Here is a 21,148-nt window from a genome sequence, read left to right on the forward strand (position 1 = left end):
TCGGGTAGCGGAAGCTGGAGCCTTTGTGGTTTTCATCCCGCTTTTATAGCCAAGACCGAGCAGGAAGAAAGAGTCGATGTTGATGGGATGGCTAATGACAACAGCTATACAGAACTATTCTTCTGCAGAGGCCATCATTGTGTGGCGAACCCTATCCTCCTCCGCTTCTGCGATATCGTTCCTGAACGTCTCCGTGGCCAGATAGGTACACGCGAAGGATAGCAGAGATATAGCGGCCAGAAACGCGGCGACGAGCCAGGGTTTTCCTCCTCCAGCCGCAAGCAGGGAGGTGGCGATCAGCGGCGTCACCCCTCCGACTATTGACGAAAGCTGGTAGGCAATGGAAACCCCGCTGTAGCGCACCTGTGTGCCGAACAATTCGGTGAAGAAGACCGACTGTACGGCAAATACTAGGGTAGGGCCAAAAATGTAACCTGCGATGATGGCCAGCCATATCAAGGCTAGCACCCTGGTGTCCAACAACAGGAAGAAAGGGAAAGCGAAGAGCACGAGGAATCCAGTGCCCGCCATGTAGACGGGGCGGCGTCCGACGCGGTCGGAGATCGCCCCAAAGAGCGGGCAGACGAGCACGCCGATAGCAGAGGCGATCAGGATGCCGCTCAATCCCGTACTCTTCGAGAGCCCCAGTTGGGTGGTCAGATAGGCGATCCCGAAGGCGTTTATGATGTTAGAGGAGACAGTTTCGGCGAGACGCGCCCCGAGGGTCAGGAATATATTCTTCGGGTAAGATCTCAACAACTCGAAGAGCGGGATTCTGGCTTCGTTTCCCTCTTTCTTCATCCGGGTAAACGCCGGGGTTTCCGCGATGCGCACGCGTATGTACAGTCCCACACCCAGCAGCAGGACGCTGATCAGAAACGGCACGCGCCAGCCCCAGGACAGTAACTGGCTCTGCGGGAGCAGGGAGACGAGGGCGAAGACTCCGGTCGCGAGCAAAATCCCCGCCGAGGCCGCCGATTGGGGCACCCCGGCCCAAAAACCTCGCTGGTTCCTCGGAGAGTGCTCGATGGTCATCAGGGCCGCTCCGCCGTACTCGCCCCCTAGACCAATGCCCTGCAACAGGCGCAGGACGACGAGGAGGATGGGCGCCCAGATTCCGATGGATTGGTAGGTGGGGAGAAGGCCGATCAGAAACGTGCCGCCGCCCATAATGAGTATGCTGAGGATCAGCATGGCTTTGCGCCCCAGCCTGTCGCCATAGTGGCCGAAGATCGCCCCGCCCACAGGCCGCATCACAAAGCCGACCCCGAAGGTCGCGAAAGCGGCTATGGTCCCCACGGTTGGATCGAAGTTAGGGAAAAACAGCTCGTTAAAAACAAGGGCCGACGCCGTTCCGTACAGGAAAAAATCGTACCATTCCATAAGGGCTCCGGCGAAACTCGCCGTTGCCACCTTTCTCATGGAAACCCTCTCCCCTCTCTGCTTACCACCCAACCTATCCATCACATTTCACCTCCTTAGGCAACCGACAAAGAGTGCATATGCCGAAGAGCGCACCAGCCCCCGATCACCGCTCGACACTGACCTGCACCTTGACACTGTAGGCGGGATTCAGGGCCTCCTCGTATGCTTCCCGGACGTGTTCGAGAGGAAAAACTTTGCTTGAAATCAAACGTCCGTAGATCTGCCCGTTGGACCCTGAGAGGATTGAGACCGCTCTTTCTATGTCCGCCATCGTGTACATCTGGCTGCCGACGACTCTGGTTTCGTACCGGCTCATGAGGTACAGTCCCATGTCCTGAGACCTCTCGAAGGTGCCGACGAGAACGACCGCTGCAGGAGCCGGTACAAGGTCCATGAGGGAGCTGACAACCTCCAGCCTCCCGGTGCATTCGAAAACCACCGCCTGATGTCTTGATCCGAGCGCCCACTCAAGCTCAGATACCGCAGAGACAACCTCGAAGCCCAAGTCCTCGGCGAACTCGGTTCTGCGCGGGTTGATCTCCACGAAATGCACGTCTGCGCCGTAGGCTTCCCGCGCGTGCATTCCTACGAGCAAACCGATCGGTCCCGCGCCGGTGACCACCACCGGCTGGTCGCGTGCGATCCCCACCAGCGATGCCGCGTGAACGGCCACCGCGAGTGGTTCGCACAGGGCGCCCTTTCTGAGATCGAACCCTTCCGGCAGGGGAATCACGTTCTCAACTGGCACACTGACGATGTCTGCGAGCCCACCGGGTCTTTGAAATCCGATCACTTGGCGGTTCAGACAAATGTTGGGCCGATTCAACCTGCAGTGGGCGCAGACCTTGCAGGGGACCAAGGGCGTAAACGTAACCGGCTCTCCTACCTCCAGTCCGGTATCCTCCGGGGCCCAGTAGACTCTCCCCGCACACTCGTGGCCCAGTACAACAGGGGCCCTCACCCTCGGATGTCTTCCCAGGAAGACGTGCAGGTCCGAACCACACACACCGACGATGGAGACCGCCACCAGAACCTCGTCCGGCATCCGCGAGGGTTCGACCGTCTCTGTGATCGTGAAATTCCTCGTCCCGGTCAAGACTACCCGTCTCATCTTCCTGCGTAGGTTCTCAGTCATCTCATCCTTCCTTGAGAGTCGGAGGCAAGGGTAAACGTAAGATTTCGAGGTATGCCTCATAAGCTTGTGACATCTGCTCCGCGCGCGAAGGGTCGGGCTCGTAGCTTCGGCTACCACGCAGGCTCCTATCTGCGATTTCACACAGGGACTTGCAGACACCTGCGCCGACGGCGGCGCAGATCGCGGCTCCCCAGGCCCCGGTCTCGGCGACAGGGCTGACGGTCACGGTGTTCCACAAAGCGTCTGCGAATATCTGGCTCAAAGTCTGGCTACGGGTTCCTCCTCCAGACAGCAGGACATTATCGAATCGTGATCCAAGCCTAGAAGCTTGGTGTTTGTGGTCGAATGCCACCCCTTCCATCAGGGCTTTGACCATGTGTCCCCGGGTGTGCCAACTTCTCAAGCCTAGGAAGGCGGCGGCCTTCCAGCTGTTGCCGGAAGAACCATTGATAAAGGGCAGGAAGACAATCTCCGGCCCCTCCCCTAGCAACCGGCTGGCCTCGTAGTCTGCGAGTTTGAACCGGGAGGTATCCGGATCTTTCCCGGAGCTGACCGGATAGAATTCCTCAACGAACCATCCCAAGTTGGCTGCTGAAGAAGGTGAATTGGACATAAGCGCCCAATAACCGGGTGTGGCAAAGCGGCGGCAAACTAGCCCTTCTTTGGCGACTGGCTCGGTGGTGAGGGTTCCGTTTATTCCCCAGGTGCCACTCACCATGCAGAGTCGGCCGGGATGCGTGCATCCTGTACCCAGCATGCTCGCCAAGGCATCAACCAGACCGCCCACCACCGGGGTGCCCGGATCGAGGCCTGTGGCTTCCGCCGCTTCACGGGTGACTCTGCCCGCGATCTCGATACTTCCCTTGATTGGAGGAAGCTTTCTGCCGGCCTGTTCCAAACCCAGCATCTCGAGAAGGTCAACCCGATATTCCCCCGTCGCTATGTCCCCGCAGAAGCTGTTCGCTTCCGTTGGATCGGTCCATATCTCACCCGTGAGCCGCAGGCGAATCCAATCCTTGCAGTTCAGGATCCAACGGGTCCTCCCGACGCTCTCTGGTTCATGGTGCTGAAGCCAGGCGAAGAGGGGAGCGGGTGAACCCGGGCGTGGCGACCTGCCGGTCGTGCGGAGTAGAGCTTCTTGTAATCCTTGCGCACGCCAGCCCTCCAGAATCGATGAAGACCGCGAGTCCAGCGAGAGTATGGCCGCCCTGACCGGGGCATGTTTGTGGTCTACCAAGTAAAGCCCGTCTCCGTGACCGCTCACCCCGACCGCGCTTATGTCTTTGCCTCTGATACCGGATTTCGAAATGGCTCCCCGGACGGCTCGCACGCAGGTTTCCCACAGGGCTTCCATGTCCCGCTCCACCAGCCCGGGGCTGAGTGTGACCTGAGGACTCTGTGCCGCCGAGGCTCCTAGAGGATTACCCGTCTCGTCGAATAGAACCGCTCTGGTGTTGGTCAGCCCGCTGTCAATGCCGAGTAGAACAGCCACGCTTATCCTCAGCCGTTCCCCGGTATATGTGCCGACGCTCCGGTGGCCGTATACTCCCGATGTATGATATTGCGTAGCTTCACGGAGATTGATTGGGCGTCCTCTGCCTGCCAGAGGTTCCTCCCGTAGACCACGCCGCGGGCACCCGATTCCATACAGTCGAGGGTGGTTCCAAGCAGGGCTTCTTCCGAACCCACTTTTGGGCCTCCGAGGACAAGCACGGGGACGGGATGACATCCCTCAACGATCCGACGCATACTTTTCCGAGTTCCCGGGTATTCGGTCTTGATCAAGTCTGCACCGAGCTCTGCAGCCATCCTGCATCCCCAGAGTAGTTCTTCCGGATCACGTCTACCTCGTTGAGAGCGCGATCCCCACGTTACCACCTCCACCATCACTCCCATCCCCACACTGTGGGCTCTCACCACGCTCTCCGAGATGGCTCTGGCATTGTGCGAGATAAGCTCTCCTCCAGCGCCCACCGCCAGAAACATCGCTATGGCATCGACGCCACGAGCAGCGGCGGCTTCAGGATGGCAAAGAACCCGGTAGTGCTCTCCGAGTCCTTTTACCCGCTCTTCGACGATCAGAAAATCCGTTCTGACGATGATCGAAGGAGCTCCGTGGAAGGAGAATAGATGCGCGGTGCGTTCAAGTGCACCTAGAGATAGCAACACGCCCTGCGGCTCACAGGAGATCAATCTCTTTGCGGTATCGAGAACGCGCTCGTTTCCAGGTCGAACCCCAGTGACCAGCCCGTGATCCATCGCCGCCACGAACGCATTCCCGCTCTTCCGGTCAAAGAGCCTACCAGCTCGTACCAAGCTTCCTGTCATGAATGGATCCTTCCCCGAGATCTTCACGTAGGATGTCTGCTCTGGCTCCGGTGAGGCAGTGTCCCCTTCTCCTAATATATCCACTTTGCACCTACCTGTCGCGCGAAACGCGTGAAGAGGTTCTGATGGTGACCGGGAAAAACCGTGACATGGTGGGGCATACCTTCGTGACAGAGCTTATGGAAGAATCCCTGCACGCTGGTGTCCTCAAGCTCAACACGGCCGTTGGTGCCCAGCAAGTCCCGATCAGGAGGCACAGTCACTCCATTACGGGCGAACATCCTGTAACCTCCATCCATGCTCCAAATCCTGCACAACGTGACTGGACGCCCCGGCTCCAGTGTGGCGTTGACCACCACCGGTTTGGGTATGTTGAAGTGTCTGGCGAGGCGAGGACCTCGGGAGTCCCCCACCGGGTAGCACATCTCCAGCGGGGCGTTCCCCATGTGCCAAGTTGTTACCGTGCTATCGTCGTGCTCCAACCAATCTGAGATATATCCCGTACCGATACCCAGCCAACTACCCACCAGAGAGAGCAGGGCTCCTTCGACATCTCCCTCCATCGCGGTGGGCAAACCATTCATGTTGAGCCTGACGAGCGCTAGGTATACCCACTGGCCGATAATCTCCGGAAGCTCCGGCCACTCCCGGAGCGCGAGCGCGTCGAGGCCCTCTTCGGTGGATATCTGGGTCAGCGCCAGATAGATGCGGGAGTTGACCGGAAGCTCCGAGGTGGTCACGTCCTCATCGAACGGCAGCCCGAGCGAGAGAACCTCTCGGACATCCTCTTCGATTCTCCTCTCGGATATCGATTCTGCAACCTGTAGCAGCTCGTGGATTGAGAAGTGGCGCACCTGTACGCCCATGCTGTAACCCAACGCGAACTGATCTCCACGCATGGCGAGGTACCCCGGGGCCTGGCCACCGATCGTGCCTATCTTGGCGGTTCTCAGCCGGGCCGTGGTTCTCGTGCAGCGGATCGCTTCGTCGAGTTCCCCGAGTAACTCTTCTTCTTGAGGACTTCCGTAGAGTATCTCGAAGGGATGCCCAAAACGCCGTAGGATAGAGGCGAAGAGGTGGGTGCCAACGAGTGAGTTGGAGATCTCCCTGGGACCGCCATGCCGTTCGGGCGTTGCCCAGAGGACAATCGGGAGTGGCCATCTCTGGGCGAGCTCCGGAGCCAGCCGTCCGTCGCTGATTGTGGTCTGTACGGCGACGAGCACCTCGCACCCGACATCGCGGCACTCGTCCAGAGCTCGAAGCAGGGAATGCGTATCAACCGCCTTGCCCAGAGCCGTGTAGTCATAGGGGGAGTTCTCGAAGAACGCGAGCACCCGTCTCTCCATCTCCTTGCCCCAGCCCTGATCGAAGCCCGGGCGTTTCCTTCCTAAGAAGAGTACTCCAACTCTGGTATCTCTGGTCTCCTTCAAAGTCCCTCCCCTGGAACGGTTATCCGCGCTGGGTGGTTGTTTGGACCGCCGCGTGCTTTTCTCCCAGAGCCAATTCTGTCTCTATCTCTTCGAGGCTTCTCCCCTTGGTTTCGGGAACGAAGCGGAATGCGAAGAGGAAAGCTGCTAGCGCGATCACAGCAAAGATAAAGAACACTACCGCGGGACCTGCTGAGGCGGCTAGCACCGGGAAGAACTGCCCTACGAGGAAGTTCCCCGCCCAGTTTCCGAATGTTGCGATCCCCATCGCCGTCGCTCTCATCCGGAGCGGGAAGATCTCTCCGAGCATGACCCACATGATCCCACCCCAGCTGAGGGAATAGACGGCCTTGAAGATTACGAAAGCGGCTATGGCGAGCCAGCCTGCACCGCCACGCTGGCCACCCACCAAGAAGTCCAGGCCAAGAATTGCCGTACACAGAAACTGCCCCAGAGCCCCGAGTATGAGCGGTTTTCTGCGGCCTATCCTGTCGACGACTAGGAGCAGCATGATCACCGTGATGAACACGGTCCAGGCTCCCAGGCCTGCGTTGATAGTCAGCGCACTGGCGTTGTTGAAGCCCAGGTCTTTGAAGATCGTAGGGGCATAGTAGATTATCGTGTTTATGCCCATTATCTGCTGGAACACCGCCAGTCCCAGTCCTATGAACAGTATGCGACGCAGGCGCGGCGAACTGAGAACTACTCGCCAGTTCAGTTGTCTACGCTCTTCCTCGTTTACGCGTTTTATTTCCTCTAACTCTGCGTCGAGCTCGTTTGGGGTGCGACTCTCACTCAGCACCCTGCGTGCATCCTGTTCACGCCCTCTCTTGACGAGCCAGCGTGGGCTTTCTGGCAGAAACAGGCTCCCGGCTAGGAGTGCCGCGGCCGGAACCGCAGCCAAACCGAACATCCACCGCCAAGCGCCAAACTGGCCGAGCGCCAGGCTGACCAAGTATGCTATGAATATGCCGGTGGATATCATGAGCTGGTTGAGACCAGAAAGCCTGCCTCGCATTCCGGCCGGAGCAAGCTCCGATAGGTAGACGGGCACCAGGACCGAGACGTTGCCGACTGTTAGCCCCATGAGAAAGCGGAAGAAGATGACCACGCCTGCATTCGGTGCGGCTCCGGCACCAACGGCTCCGATCCCGAATACCGCGGCTGCTAGGATCAACAGTCCCCGACGGCCCAGTCGGTCGGAGGCCGGGCCGCATAAGACGGCGCCCACCGCTGCTCCCATCAGCAGGGAGCTGGTCACCAGTCCCTCCTGCGCCGGTGTCAAGTGAAGGTCGGGCACCAGAAACAGTAGAGCCCCGGCGACGGTGCCAAGGTCGTACCCAAAGAGCAAGCCTCCCAGCGCACCGAACAGGTAAGTTAGCTTGCTGAGCTTCATCGTTCGCTCTCCCTTCTATACCAACAACCCACGAATCTGTGCACCTCACTCCCCGGATGGGCTGCGCCACATCATGCTCTCCTTCCGCTTACCGACCGCACCATGGCTGTCGCATTTCCCAGATCGCTGTGTTCGGCCCGGATATGGATCGCGCCCGGCTTGCCCTGTTGGCTTCTGATCCATACGGCGCCTACCCCGCCGTTGTCACCGAGGGGAAATGGGCTCTGGCCCACAAGATCGCCGGGACCCTTGAGGCTCAGGAATACCTCACCACCGGCGAAAGGACGCGGGGCTCCATAAGCATCCACGACGCGAAACGCCGCGCGAGTTGCATCGGAGCCGTCGGCCCTTATTTCAGCGTCGTCGACTGTCAGAAGGAATCTGTCTCTCGAGGCATCCGACGAGAACCGACGAGAGATTACCCTCCTCCCTTGCAGGTAACCGTCTATTCTGAGATCGGGCTTGGACGCACCATCTACCCTGAGATCGACCCGAAATGGCGGGTAGCGGAGGTGAGGGAATGAGTCACTGTCCGGCTCTACGGAAGCATAGTGCTCTTCCCCCACGAATAATTCTAACCTGTCACAGTTAGACCATATGAGTGCGTTCTCCCCTGGACCTTGGGCAGGAGAGTTCGGACCAAAGTCCCAGTAGAAACCTGGTTCGATCACGGGTCTCACACGCGGGTCTACCTGAGATATATAGAATGCTGCTCCAAGTTTCGGAACCCGGAAGAGATCGACGACCCCGTTCCACTTTACTTCTTCGTAGACGTAGCCGGTGCCGGACTCATAGTCAAACCCGGACCACGCAAGAAGCCCGCAATAACGCTCATCGGAGGCGGCGATGTCGTGAACAATGGCGTGGGCCGTGGCCTGAGCAGACTGCACCTCCGCGGGGTCCGTTCGCCGGTAGTAATGGTATGGACCGCTCAGAGAACCGACTGCCTCGCTCACCATGTACGGGTAGTCGGCCCTTGGCGGGTTCAACGTGGGCCAGTTGCCGTTCTTGTGGTAGTCGTTGTAGGAGAATACATCCTGCTGAAAGTCTTTTGTGGCGTACAGGCTGCCTATCATCGCTCCGGTTGTCTGACGGGAATCGTCGAGAGCCTTTGCTACAGCTTGTGCCTTGCTGTAGAAGGAAGAATCGTTGGGTGTCTCATTAAGGCGTACACCCCAGATTATCACTGAGGGACGGTTGCGGTCCCTGATTATCATCTGCTTTATATCACGCAGAGCTCTACCCAGCCATTTCTGATCTCCGAGATATCCCCACCCGGGGGCCTCCTCCCAGACCATCAGGCCTAACTCGTCACAGGCGTCCAAGAAGTGGGGTGACTGCGGGTAATGCGAGCAGCGGACCATGTTGCAGTTGAGTTCTTTCTTGAGGATCTCAGCGTCTTTGCGCTGCACCCGTGCAGGCATCGCCCCGCCTGCATAAGGATAGAACTGATGCCGGTTGAGCCCGAAAAGCTTAAGACGCCTGCCGTTCAAGAAAAAGCCTTCCTTCGTAAAACGGGCTTCTCTGAATCCGATGCGGGTGTGGTAGCTGTGCAGGTATTTCCCCCTGTATCGGAGAGTCACACGCAACTCATAGAGTTTTGGATCCTCAATGTCCCAGAGGTTTACGTCTTCAAGACCGGTTATGGTCAGCATTACCCTGTTTCGCCCTCGCCTGCGGATTGAAGCTGTTCGGGAGATCGATGACCTCATCCCGTGTCCGTAGAGTTCCACCTGCACCTGTACGGGATCTCTTGGAACTACAGAAGCATCGATGGTGCACTCGACCTCAACCCGGCGTCGATTTGAGTCCAATACGTCCACCGGCTTGGCAAAAACATCCGCGATAAAAATCGGCGGGACAGCTTCGAGGTAAGCTTCGCGATAGATGCCTCCCGGCTGCCAGAAGTCTACGGATGAAGAGGGATATGGCGTCTCAGGAAGGTAAGCTCTGCGATAGATTTTGCTTGATTGCATCTGCATTTGCTGCAGATGGCTTATCTCAGGAGCAACCGATTCGCTGGAGGTGGATGGCCCAGGTCTATCCGGGGGTACATCAAGTCCCCAGCGAGCATCGTCGATAACCGCTACCACGTTGTGCCCTGAGCTCACTAGTTGGGTAATCTCCGCTTTAAATGGTAGATACCCTCCAAGGTGTCTCCCGATCAACTGGCCATTTATGTAGACGCTTGCCCCAGTCATCACCCCCTCAAACCGAAGAAAAAAGCGAATATTGCCTAGCTTATCCGGCAAGTTAAAGTGACGGCGATATATCCACCTCTTCTCCCAACTTTTCGGATCCCAATTTCGCCACGAGAGATGGGCCACACAATGTGGAAGAGTTACTCGCTCAAACTCCTTATCATTGAAGTCTAGATCGGTACTCCCTGGCACATATTCACCACCGAACAACCAGTCGGTATTCAAATTGAGGCTCTTCGCAGATAGTCCATGGGAAACAACCTCGCTTTTCCAGCCGCCATCAGCCGGAAGAGTAGCTAACGCCAATCCCATAACACTGCTCCTCAAGAAAACTCGCCTGGTGTATCGCTTCATGGGCCCCCTTCTCCCCTCATGTTCTGAATGACGTATTTAGTATTAGGTTATACCAAAACGATCACCACGTCAAATTAGTCGTCATATACTTTTTCTCGTCATGCTGGATTCTCGACAGCGTTTTCTTGGCAGCAAAATACCTTTGCATAGTTATAGCTTATCAAGTTTGTTAATTTTGTGAATCAACAATATATATTATACCTTCAAATAGCGAGCCTTTCGAAGGCGGAGGTCATTCTGTGTAAGTCACAAAATGGGGCTCTCGAGACAGAGGAGAACACCGACGGCCTGCTGGCTTTCAAGAGAAAGCGAGGACCCTCGTAAAGTTGACGGTTTCCGAGATCCGCAGGCTCTTGTACCGATTGGTCTTGTTACAGCGAGCTGTGCGCTGGGAAGAAGTGCTCCGCTGGTCGGAATGGCTACGACGCCATCAGGCCGTAGCCAGACGCTGCCATTACAAGCGAAGGGGCGCGTCTCCGGCATGAACTACAACTGTAGTACAAGTGAGCCTAACAAAACCGCTCAACTTAGCGCCAACAGATCAGCGCACACCCGAGATCGAGAAACGCCTGGTGGATGTCTGCTCGGCGCTCGTAGCTTACCTTGAGACGCCGGAAGCGGTTCACCCACGAAAGCGTTCGTTCCACCGCCCATCTGTATCTGCCCGGCTTCTCGCTGGACTCGATGCCCCGGCGGGCTATCCGCGGGGTTATACCTCTCTTCCTCAAGGCCTCACGGCAGCGAGGAAAGTCGTATCCTTTGTCGGCGTGCAGTTTCTTGGGACGCTTGCGCGGCCTGCCACGACGAGGCTTGCGGATCGGGGAGATCGCGTCCACGGCCTCCTCCAGGACCTTCGAATCATGGACATTGGCCGCCGAGTGAATCACCGCCAGAGGTATGCCCCCTCGATCTACTACAAGATGGCGCTTTGAGCCCTTCTTTCCCTTATCTGTTGGATTCGCTCCGGTCTTTTGCCCCCCGGGGGCGGCCACACTCGCCGGGTCCAAAGAAGCTCTCTCCCAGTCGATCTGATCCGCTTCCCCTAAACGATCCAAGAGCCTCCGATGCAGCTGTTCCCATACGCCCGCTTCTTGCCATTCCTTGAGGCGTCGCTAAAGCAGGTCATGCCCGAGCCGCAGCCCATCTCCTGGGGGAGCATCTCCCGGGGTATGCCGCTCTTCAAAACGAACAGGATGCCGGTGAGGGTTGCCCGGTCGTCGATGCGGGGCCTGCCGCCCTGGGGTTGGGGGGCTCTTCGGGCAAAAGCGGCTCGATCACTTCCCATAGTTCATCGGTAACGAGTTTCTTAGCCATGATGTCACCTTACCCAACACCGGGTTTTGTTAGACGCACTTAGCCACGAGCCATGCACCGGTGTGTATGCGAGCTCGATCTTCCTTGCCAGATGTCGCGCCCGCTCGGCGGGAAAACTCTCGTAGAAGGCCGCGGCGGTGTACGTGGAGAGGTTGTCGAGAACCACCCGGATCCTTTCGGCTCGCGGGTAAACCTCCTCGGCCAATCGTCGCATCTCCTCGGCGAACTCCCTCTTCCTGCGACGCTTTGTGACCCGGGTCTGCTGCCAGCCCGTGAGTGGCTCGAAAGCCATAAGCACGTGGCAGGTGCCGCCTCTCCGGTAGTGGGAGTCGAACCGCGCCACCTCTCCGGGTTTCGGCCGCAGGGGCTCGATCACGTCGCCTATGAGTTGGCAGGGCCTCTCGTCGAAGCGGATTACCGGACGTGAGGGGTCATAGGGCTCCTCGTAGAGATCCAGAACCTCCTCCATCCTCCACACAAAGGCGGCACTCTTTCTTGGAGGAATCACCCACTGGCGCTTGAGGTGGGGCTTGAGCGAGTTTTTTGAAAGCGTTTGCGTTCGCGAGCTATCGTGCCAGTGGAGACCTCGAATGCCTCTGCGATCCTCTCGTCGGTTCAGCGATTCGGCCCGTCGGCGTCGGCCCTGAGCAAAATGCGACCGTAGAGCAGCTTGCGTGCATGCGCCCTGCCACTGTTGATCAGCCCCTCGACCCTCTCGCGTTCATCGGCGGCGAGGCGGACGACGTGCTTCTTGTACATAGCGAGATCACCCCCGTTGGATTGGTGACAATGAGGGTACAAGAGCTTCCCTTACCGTGCAACCGATCTGTGACAAAGAACTAGCGTGCAACTAAGGAAGTCCGTCCACCTAATTTCCCCGACATACCGTGCAACTGAGGAAGCCATTCCTTCTTCCCCACCCCCTCCATCCATGCTTCCCTCTTCGAATCCCCCCCGTTCCTCCCCTCCCATAATTCTATCTCTGAAGTTAAGATTTATACTTTTCGGAGATTTTGCCCGGCTATTTCCGGGCTTTTTCTAGCGGTTTTGGCCTTACCGGGTTTTTCTTCTACACCTTGCGTTTTCTTTCTGAGATATCACGCCCCCATTGAATACCTCAAGCGTTACTGCAGGTGCCGGGTTCGGCAATACCGTGCAACTGAGGAAGAATCCTGTCTCTTTCCCGGAGATACGGCGCCTTCTGGATATCTTCCTTAGATGCACGGTATCTAGAGGACTAGATACCGTGCATCTGGGGAAGGATTACCGTGCAACCGGGGAAGAGATACCGTGCAACTGAGGAAGGATTACCGTGCAACCGGGGAAGAGATACCGTGCAACTGAGGAAATCTTGTTTACGTTTTGCCTGCAAATCACTCGTTTTTTAGAATCACGCTCCGCCCTCTGTTTACATTGGGTTTGTTATGTGTTTTTGTTGTTAACAACAGGAGCTTTGCCAGAGCTTTTTGGGAGGAAGGGCCGAGGTGACCGGCAAGCTTAGGCGTAAAGCAGAGCAGACGAAAAATCAGGTGCCAGCGGAGGGTAACTTCGAGGAGCATCCTTACTTCAGGGTAGGAGATCGGAATGCTGGCACAGGAGTTTTAAAGTACGAGCATGAGCTCAGGACCAGGGATGGGAATGTTCTTCAGCAGTCCTGGACGGTGAGAGCTGCGCACGGGAGGGGACTTCCTGGTAGGTTCGACCAAGACGTCTACGTCGCACTTTTACAGATGATCGATGAGAAGGGGCTACCCGAGGATGGCTGGCTTAGCTTCTCGCTCTACGAGCTGGTCGAGTTGATGGGCCGGGGGCATTCCGGGAGGGACTACCAGCAGGTAAGGGAATCTCTTAAGCGACTCGCGAGTACGACCATAGAGAGCGAGAACGCCTTCTACCACAGAGGGCGCAAGACCTACATCACGGATACTTTCAGCCTTCTGAACGAAATCAAGCTCTCCGAGTATGAGGACTATTCTGGTGAGAGGACTGACCGCAACAGAGTTCATCTGAGCAACTACTTCGTAGAGTCCTACCGGGCGAACTACCTGAAGAACCTGGACGCACGCTTCTACTGGTCTCTCTCCAGCCCAATCGCGAAACGGTTGTACCGGTTGATCGACAAGAAGCGCGGTGGGAGGAGGTTCTGGGAGGTCGAGCTCTTCTCTTTGCGCGATAGGATCCCGCTCTCCAACTACCGCTACGCCTCCAAGGTCAAGGAGAAGCTCTCCCCCGCCCACGCCGAGCTCACCGAAAAAGGTTTTCTGGAGGATGTCAGCTACCGCCGCGGACCTGGCGGTGAGTTTGTCGGCTACAGGATAACCGATTCCTTCCACGCCCGTCGCTCCTCCTCCCACTCTGAAGTTCCATCTACCCAGGATGAGTTCTTCTGCGTCCAGCGTCTGAAGGCCGAAGGTATGGAGACTGAAGCTGCCGAGCGCCTCGTCGCCGAGCACGGTCCCACCCGCGTCATGTACTACGTCGAGGCCCTCTCCAGCCAGAGAAACGTCCGCAACCCCGCCGGATGGCTCCGTAAGGCCATAGACGAAGGCTACGAACTCGACATGCCCTCGGCCTCTGGTTCCTTCCCTACTAGATCCGAACAGGCCCGTCGCCGTCGTGAGGGCTATGAGTGGATCTTTGGTAGCTAATTTTTATAATACTAAGGAGGTTGGGGGTGGTTTTTAGTCTTATATTTCCTCTCCTCTCCTTTTTCCTGTTCTTGCTTTGTTGCGTTTTTGAATTGAGGGTGTGGTTGGTATTATAAATATAATTTACCTTTGCTGTTAATTCCCCGCTCAAGAGTGGGTAAACCGAACATACACAGCCTGATAACACGTATATAGTGTACACTATATACGTGCAACCACAGGATCTGCGGACAGGAGTACCCCTAATAATGAAGAACATCACGCTGAGCGCGGACGAACGGTTGATCGAAGCCGCCCGAGAAAGGGCTCGCGCCGAAAACACGACCCTGAACGAGCAGTTTCGCCGGTGGCTGGAGGAATACGCCCGGCGCGAGCAGCAGGCCGAGAGGGCGATGGAGGTCATCCGGGAGCTGCAGGGACAGGTGCGCACTGGGGGGCGTACCTTCACGCGGGATGAGATGAATGAGCGGTGATTTCGTCGACTCGAACATCTTCGTCTATCTGTTCGACGAGACGGACAGGTTCAAGCGTAACGTGGCAGAGCGGATAGTGGAGCGGGGACTGCAGGAGCACAACGCCAGCATTAGCTACCAAGTCGTCCAGGAGGTTCTCAACGTGCTCACCAGCAAGCTGGCTGAGCCGATAAGCACCGAGGGGGCGAGGAGGTTCATGTTGGAGGTGCTGGCTCCATTGTGGAGGATCTCGCCGAGACCGGCGCTGTACCATCGAGCCCTCGACATCCAGGCTCGTTACCGCTACGGGTTCTACGACTCGCTCATCGTTGCTGCGGCACTTGAGGCGGGCTGCGATCGGCTCTACAGCGAAGATCTGCAGGATGGACAGCGTATAGAAGGGCTCGTCATCGAAAACCCGTTCCGCAGGTCATGAAGTCCAGTACAGACCTCTGCTAGAAGACCCGGTTAATCGAGGCCCCTGGGGGATCTTTGTGGAAACCACTGGTGACCCAGGCCAGAAGCGCAATGCCGATGCAAAAGATCACACTGCCTGCGAGGACAGTTATGAGGATGGTGTGGGTCTTGCGTCTTTTCGGTGAGGGTGGTAACCGCGTCGAAGCAGCAGATGAACGAGCAGGCAGTGAGCACCTCGCCAGCGGCGACCGTACCACCCATCGTGTCGTAATCGCTGTAAAGAGAAGAGAGCAGGCTTCCCCGCTCTCCCCCACCGCAAGACACGGAGAGGGTGTCAGCGCCGACGGGCAAGAATCGCGGTGCCCCACAGGGAGCACGCAGTCCCCCCACCGCCCCCCGGCGGCTGGAGAGACTTCCGGGGGAACAGAACGGCTCATACGTGTAAGGGGGCTGCGAACGGCTACCGTTTCCGCCAGCTTCTTTCCTACAATCGGCAAATAGGGATGGAGCAGTTGCAAGGCATCGGGCATGGTCTGATGTTGCACGCTCAAGCTCGCCGGGCTTCGACGTGAGAATCTTGCTCAGCATGACTTTCGCCATGCCACGAACGCCGATAATCCTGATCAGGTTGTTCAGCGCGAAGTATTTGCTGATGGGAACCGCTCCGGTGAGCATGCCCAGAAAACGATCGATCTCCGCACGTCTGCCTACCAGGGCCCCGAACAGGAGTTGCTCTTCGAGCTTCGGCGGGCCGAAGGAAGCCAACCCCGCGGTGAACTCATGCATAGGCAGAGCTTCCCGGTTGCGTTTCTGCTCGTAGCCGGCCAGCGCCCCATCGAGCGACTGTTGTTATCGAACCCGGCGCAGATCGCGCCGGAAGGCAGCTCAGCGTCGCGGAATACATCGCCTATACCCTGTCCGGTGATGGGATCCATCACGAGGCCCGCGTCACCCACGAGCGCCCATCCGGAGCCGTACGGCTTGCGGAAGAAATTGGGCAGATCAATAGTACCGCGGAACCGGTCAGCACGTCGGCCGGCGCGAACCCGCTGGCCCAAGTCGCCCGCCAGATCCAGTGTCTTGAGAAAGTTGCCCTCGATGTCGGAGCGAAAGATGCGAAACTCCCCAACCGGCCAAGCAACGTAAGTCATCACCAGCCCGTCGTTGGTCGGCCAGGCACCGACCATCCTCCGGTCACGCCCGTACATCTCGCCGCCGACCAGCGGCACTCCCTCCCAGTAGGTGTAAAAGGCCATCGTCAGCACCGGCTTCCGGCAATAGGTGGTCGCACGTACCAACTTGGCGACGAGCGAATGCTTGCCATCGGCGCCGATGACCAGCTGTGCTGTCTCAGTTACCGCCGCGCTACCCTTCTCCCGGCCACGGATGCCCGTAACACGCCCGCCACACGCCAGGATGTCTTCCACCATGAACCTCTCACGTACCTCAAGCCCCGGCCTCGCGCGCCGCGTCGACCAGGATCCCGTCGAGGACCGTCCGGCGTGGGCTGTACAGCGCATCTACGCCCTGGTACGCGGGGAAGCGGCACTCGAGCACGACCAGACCGGGGTCAAACCTGACGTGACGGGCCGCAGGGGCCCCGGAAGCGATGACCCGGTCGAGGAGACCCCAGCGTTTCAGCCTGGCGACACCCGGCAACTGAACCTGGTGGGTAGAAAGCGTGTCGCTGGGGAAGGTGGTCCTGTCGACCACCAGTACCTTGAGCCCCCTGCGCGCCAGCAGCATCGCCGTGGAGGCTCCGGCCACGCGTGCACCGACTACGATTACATGCCTGTCGGTCAGACCACCACGTAGCAGATGAACCTCCACCATGGCCGGCGGGCAGTGGAAGGGGTCATCAGGCGGGTTCTCGAAGGCACCTTCGATAACGAACAGATCTCTGCTCGCGAGTACGTTCGTGAGGCGTAGCCGCACCCCATCCGCGAGGTCCTCCTCCATCCTACGCCTCAGATCCGTGACCAGACCCTCTCGTCCGTGCAGCACCGTGGCACCTGCCAAGATGGCTGTGACGTCCTTGGAGAGCAAGGCTGTTACCCCATTCAAAAGACCCCGGTTATACGCTTCGAAGGCCTCGGCTACGTAGCTCCTTCGGGACTCCGAGAGCCTGCGCGCCTCGTCGTGTTCTGGTTTGGCCGCACCCAAAAGAGACTCAGCCAGCCTAGCCTTGACCTAACTCAGGCGGCTCTTGACCGTGCCGACCGGTACACCGAGGATGGCTGAATCTCCTCATACGAGGGGTAGCGCCCGAAGTAGCGCAGGACAGCGGTGACCATCAGAACCTCGGGGAGCTCGGAAATAGCCGTCCACACCCACTCGCGAAGCGCCAGCTGATCCATGTCATCCTCAGCCGATAGCCCGTGCAGGTCTGCGTCGAACCGATCGAGACAACCCCCCCGACCCGCAGCTGCGCCAAACAGATGTTCCGCGTGATGCCGCGCAGCCACCCTCCGACAGCTTCCGGATCTCGAAGACGGTCGATGTTGCCCAAGGCAACGAGAAAGGTCTCCTGAACGATATCTTCGGCCTCCGGTCCGTAGCCCAGCATGTACAGCGCCAGGCCGTAAAGGGATGCCCAGTGGCGCTCCAGCAGGATACCAAGGCTCGTGGCGTCACCCCCCTTGCGCTTCCCCGACGAGTTCCACATCACTCAGCACAACAGCTCTCCTCGTTCGCCCCAAACCATCATCTCACAGGGTGTGTTGTATCAGGCCGGTCGGATGTTCGAAATGTTAGCCATGTTTCGAATATAGGCGTTGGTCACATCAGGAAAATATGTCGGGTATCTGGAGATCCCCGGCCCAAGCCATGGACTGGTGGGCACGGCCCCTAGAAGCATTGCCTTCACCCCCCATGGCATCTTTTCCGACGCAGGATGAGAACTGGTCATCTCCGCGTGGTGGTAGCTCTCGCCGCACACTACCCTTTAGCTCTGACGCACCCTGTAGGATCTGAGGAACACAAAATCCAAACCCATCGGATTGAGAGCGCCCCTCGAGTCGCCGGGGCCGACACGCCGTCCTGCAGCTCTGCCTTCTTCAGAGCAGACCGTCAGAGCGCCTGATGTCTCAGGATCACCCTTCGCCACTCCCGATACGACGGGGCCTTCACCGGGCCTACTGGGACCCCGCCTCGCACGGTCCCGAGGTTAGTTATCGAAATGCGTTCGAGCCCGTTTCCAGGTCCGCCATCGCTGGTGACGGCGATCGCCAGGGTGTTCGCACCGCGTGGATCAAGGATACCGTTCGGCACGACAAAGGTATGCTGGGGACCGACGTCAGCTATGTACTGTCCCATGTTCCAGCCGTTGACGAAGATGAGCGCGCGGTATTTAGCACCCGAGCGGGGCACCGACGGGTCGCCTATCGTGATCCCGAGCGAGGTGTCGTTCTCTTCGGGGACAGATAGCCTGAAGGTCGTACGGTACCAGGAGGTACCGGGAGCGGCGTCCGGGGCGGGCACGGATGTCTCCTCCCAGTCGCTATCGGGGAAGCCCGGCAGATGCCAGCCCTCCCTCTCTCCGTAGAGTCCGCCGTTGTTAAAGGGGCCCCTTGCGGGATCAGGTATGTCCTCGCCACCGAGGTTGCCCTGTATGCGCCAGGAGATCGTAGTCCCGAGATCGGCGCCCGCAGCGTCGCTCAGGGAGACCGAGATGAGGCCGCGTCCCTCCTTGTGCGCGTCATTGACGCCGCCGTCCTCGTTGTGCCCGTTGTTTCTGACCATTACCGAGAGCACGTGTGGCCCGTCGCTGCGGATCTCAGACGGGACCTCAAAGATCGCGGTGCCGGTGGTGGGCGGCGAGCTCTGCCCAGCCTGCAACACGTGCTGCCCGAGGTAGTGACCGTCCAGCCAGGCCTGCAGCATCCCGGCCCCTCCCCCACCGTAGTGGAGCGTCACCCCCGCGGGTGAGCCCGAGAACCGCCCCCGATACCAGACGTCCCCATGGTGGAATCCATAGTCGTCGGCGGTAAGGACGGGCTCCCCGGCAGGAGGCGGTGTGGTACTCCCGGTCGAGGTCTTCTCCGCCCTCTGCCACCCGGAGTCGTCGAAGCCGGGTTCTGCCTCGGGTGATTCCCGCCTGTAGTGCCACACAGCCCGAGAGAGGCCGGGAAGCTCGAACGGTTCGGGGCCGGGCAGCCGCTTCCGGGCGCGCAGGCTGCCGGCGGCGCCGGGCGAGGCCTCCAGGTGCACGACGTTCCAGCTCACCTTCCGTACGCGTGCGGGAGCCCACACCTCGAGCTCTTCCTCCCCGGCAGTGTCCCCGCGCAGCGCGAGGAGTTCCCCTCTTACCGACGCGCCGCGCACCAGATATGGCCCACGGACGAGGACCGGCCCGGCGGAAGTCTCGTGGCGCCAGAAAGTACCGGCTGTCGTCAGGTCGGCGAGGAGCAGGGTGAGCGGGGGACGCCCTCCGCCCTTGATGCGCAGCTCGGTCAGCCCGTCGTGCACGTAGTCGAGCCTGAGATCCCCGCGGGTGCCGTCCCAGACGACGTCCACCCGACCCCTTCGCACCATCACCCGCGGGCGTGAGCTGTAGCGCAGTACCGTCTCCCCATCCTCCCCGTCGCGCCCGTAAAGCAGCGCGAGGTCCCCGGTATCGAGGGCGAAGTGGGTCATGATCTCTGAGGTGGAGTAGACCAGATGCTGACGCTCCAGCGGGTAGGAGGCGGCGAGTATCTTGGCGTCCTGCCCGGCTATCCTGAGCGTCCCGGAGCGGGGCACGGTGTACGATCCATCAACGGTGCCGATCTCGAAGGTGAAGGTATCGTCGCCCGTCAGGCTCGACGGATCGTGCATCGCGATGTAGAAGTGGGTGCCGGTCTTCCGATTCACGTTGTGGTAGACCTTCACGGTCGGTGAGGAGGCCGTCACGGCCTCCCCCCTCTCCACCCGGGTTATCTCCGAAGCGGCGCACCGAAGGAACAGCCCGATCTCTTTCATCGCCGTCGCCTTGGGCCGTATCTGGCGCGCCTCGTCGAAGGCGGCTCCGTAGTCGTAGGAGGTGTAGACGACGGGGGCGGGAAGCCACCCCCATGAGGTGCCGCCGAAGGTCATGTACACGTTGTGTACGGTGAGCCGGTTGGCTATGTTCGTCTTGTAGAAGACGCGCTCGTAGCCGGGCCCCTCCCTTCCAGCCATGCACCGGTAGGTACCCACGCTCCCCCAGTAATCGAACCATCCACCCCCGAACTCCGCGACGAATCCGGGGGTTCCTGGTGAGGCCGATGCCCCTCCCGTCGCCCCGCCTGGGCCCCAGATCCCCCAGTCGGGTGCGGCGTTGGGGCTCCCGGGCGTCCCGTCGCTGTGACACGTGCCACCGGGATAGCCGTCGAAAGCGTAGAGGTCTACAGGCCCGGAGATGGTCCCCGGCACGTCCGAGTCCGGGGGAACCCAGATGCCGTTGCGGCCCTTGTCGTTGTGGAAGATCGGGACGGTGATCCCATCGGCGCGCGCCCTGTCGTGGAGGTGTCGCATGTACGCACGCTGGGAGTCACCTGTCGCCGCGAGCTCATTCTCTATCTGGTAGAGGATCACGCTGCCCCCGCCGTCCGTGATCTGATGCCGCGCTATTATCCGGTTGATCTCTACGAACCACTCGTCTACGGCCCCGAGGTAGTCCGCAGCGTCGCTGCGTGCCCTCCCGGCTTGCGTCACGAGCCAGCCGGGGAAACCACCAGCGTCGAGCTCCCCATTTATATACGGCCCCGGGCGCGCGATGACGTACAGCCCGATCTCTTCTGTAAGCCGCAGAAAGCGGTCCATGTCTCGCACGCCAGTGAAGTCGTAGACGCCCCGCTTCGGCGAGTGATAGCCCCAGTCGAAGTAAGCCGAGACCGCGTTGTAACCCTCAGCCTTCATCTTCTCGAGGATGTCCCGCCAGAGATCCGGGCTCGGTAGCCGGAAAGGATGAAACTCCCCGGACCAGACGTACACCCGCCGGCCTCCTATAAAAAGCGAGTACTCGTCCCACGAGATCCCCCGCCCCCCGCCAGGCCTCGCTCTGACGGCAGACCCGGTCGCCCCGGCCAGCAC

At 59.2% G+C, this 21,148-nt stretch carries 17 protein-coding genes and 1 pseudogene; 3 read left to right on the forward strand and 15 right to left on the reverse strand.

Translation table 11 applies throughout. The annotated features are described in order from the left end of the window. Positions 1–114: 114 nt before the first annotated feature. The 10 genes and pseudogenes from PJB24_RS13700 to PJB24_RS13745 all read right to left on the reverse strand — a co-directional run bounded on the left by PJB24_RS13700 (position 115) and on the right by PJB24_RS13745 (position 12,339). Entirely contained in the window at positions 115–1,467 is a 1,353-nt protein-coding gene (locus PJB24_RS13700) for an MFS transporter (RefSeq protein WP_420541952.1), read from the reverse strand. A gap of 61 nt (positions 1,468–1,528) precedes the next feature. Then, complete coding sequence (locus tag PJB24_RS13705; RefSeq protein ID WP_273846788.1) at positions 1,529–2,560, reverse strand: zinc-dependent alcohol dehydrogenase; 1,032 nt, start codon at positions 2,558–2,560, stop codon at positions 1,529–1,531. A gap of 1 nt (position 2,561) precedes the next feature. Then, positions 2,562–4,052, reverse strand: coding sequence for an FGGY-family carbohydrate kinase (locus tag PJB24_RS13710; RefSeq protein WP_273846790.1), 1,491 nt, complete (start codon positions 4,050–4,052; stop codon positions 2,562–2,564). Between the two features lie 8 nt (positions 4,053–4,060). Continuing rightward, entirely contained in the window at positions 4,061–4,915 is an 855-nt protein-coding gene (locus PJB24_RS13715; RefSeq protein ID WP_273846792.1) for a class I fructose-bisphosphate aldolase, read from the reverse strand. A gap of 44 nt (positions 4,916–4,959) precedes the next feature. Further along, positions 4,960–6,318 (reverse strand): L-fucose/L-arabinose isomerase family protein, encoded by a 1,359-nt coding sequence (locus PJB24_RS13720; RefSeq protein WP_273846794.1) that lies wholly within the window; start codon positions 6,316–6,318, stop codon positions 4,960–4,962. Between the two features lie 19 nt (positions 6,319–6,337). Beyond that, positions 6,338–7,711 (reverse strand): sugar porter family MFS transporter, encoded by a 1,374-nt coding sequence (locus PJB24_RS13725; RefSeq protein ID WP_273846796.1) that lies wholly within the window; start codon positions 7,709–7,711, stop codon positions 6,338–6,340. Positions 7,712–7,782: 71 nt separating this feature from the next. Then, positions 7,783–10,266: a glycoside hydrolase family 2 protein gene (locus tag PJB24_RS13730; protein ID WP_273846797.1), complete on the reverse strand. Its 2,484-nt coding sequence runs from the start codon at positions 10,264–10,266 to the stop codon at positions 7,783–7,785. 527 nt (positions 10,267–10,793) lie between these two features. After that, a pseudogene (locus PJB24_RS13735) lies at positions 10,794–11,580 on the reverse strand (IS5 family transposase). Between the two features lie 4 nt (positions 11,581–11,584). Further along, complete coding sequence (locus PJB24_RS13740) at positions 11,585–12,199, reverse strand: IS630 family transposase (RefSeq protein ID WP_337959024.1); 615 nt, start codon at positions 12,197–12,199, stop codon at positions 11,585–11,587. After that, on the reverse strand, positions 12,196–12,339 hold the full coding sequence (locus PJB24_RS13745) for a hypothetical protein (RefSeq protein WP_273846799.1): 144 nt from the start codon (positions 12,337–12,339) through the stop codon (positions 12,196–12,198). Before PJB24_RS13745 ends, PJB24_RS13740 begins: the two co-directional genes overlap by 4 nt. A gap of 725 nt (positions 12,340–13,064) precedes the next feature. On the opposite strand from PJB24_RS13745, the gene PJB24_RS13750 reads away from it, so the two are divergent. From PJB24_RS13750 to PJB24_RS13760, 3 genes are all read left to right on the forward strand, one after another. Then, positions 13,065–14,228 (forward strand): replication initiator protein A, encoded by a 1,164-nt coding sequence (locus PJB24_RS13750; protein WP_273846801.1) that lies wholly within the window; start codon positions 13,065–13,067, stop codon positions 14,226–14,228. Between the two features lie 248 nt (positions 14,229–14,476). Next, positions 14,477–14,701 (forward strand): hypothetical protein, encoded by a 225-nt coding sequence (locus PJB24_RS13755; protein WP_273846804.1) that lies wholly within the window; start codon positions 14,477–14,479, stop codon positions 14,699–14,701. After that, on the forward strand, positions 14,691–15,116 hold the full coding sequence (locus PJB24_RS13760) for a PIN domain-containing protein (RefSeq protein ID WP_273846805.1): 426 nt from the start codon (positions 14,691–14,693) through the stop codon (positions 15,114–15,116). The genes PJB24_RS13755 and PJB24_RS13760 overlap by 11 nt, the downstream gene beginning before the upstream one ends. Positions 15,117–15,804: 688 nt before the next feature. Here PJB24_RS13760 and PJB24_RS13765 read toward each other — a convergent pair. The 5 genes from PJB24_RS13765 to PJB24_RS13780 all read right to left on the reverse strand — a co-directional run bounded on the left by PJB24_RS13765 (position 15,805) and on the right by PJB24_RS13780 (position 21,148). Next, complete coding sequence (locus PJB24_RS13765; protein ID WP_273846807.1) at positions 15,805–16,527, reverse strand: NAD(P)/FAD-dependent oxidoreductase; 723 nt, start codon at positions 16,525–16,527, stop codon at positions 15,805–15,807. Positions 16,528–16,543: 16 nt separating this feature from the next. Further along, entirely contained in the window at positions 16,544–17,260 is a 717-nt protein-coding gene (locus PJB24_RS13770; protein WP_337959023.1) for an FAD-dependent oxidoreductase, read from the reverse strand. A gap of 32 nt (positions 17,261–17,292) precedes the next feature. Then, a complete protein-coding gene (locus PJB24_RS13775; protein WP_273846812.1) occupies positions 17,293–17,454 on the reverse strand; it encodes a hypothetical protein in 162 nt (53 codons plus the stop codon). Beyond that, positions 17,391–17,762 (reverse strand): RNA polymerase sigma factor, encoded by a 372-nt coding sequence (locus tag PJB24_RS15965; RefSeq protein ID WP_420541956.1) that lies wholly within the window; start codon positions 17,760–17,762, stop codon positions 17,391–17,393. The genes PJB24_RS13775 and PJB24_RS15965 overlap by 64 nt, the downstream gene beginning before the upstream one ends. 404 nt (positions 17,763–18,166) lie before the next feature. Continuing rightward, the gene (locus PJB24_RS13780; RefSeq protein ID WP_420541953.1) at positions 18,167–21,148 is read right to left on the reverse strand and encodes a beta-galactosidase; all 2,982 of its coding nucleotides are present in this window, start codon (positions 21,146–21,148) and stop codon (positions 18,167–18,169) included.

It is taken from the genome of Rubrobacter calidifluminis, assembly GCF_028617075.1.
GTDB classification, from domain to species: Bacteria; Actinomycetota; Rubrobacteria; order Rubrobacterales; family Rubrobacteraceae; genus Rubrobacter_E; species Rubrobacter_E calidifluminis.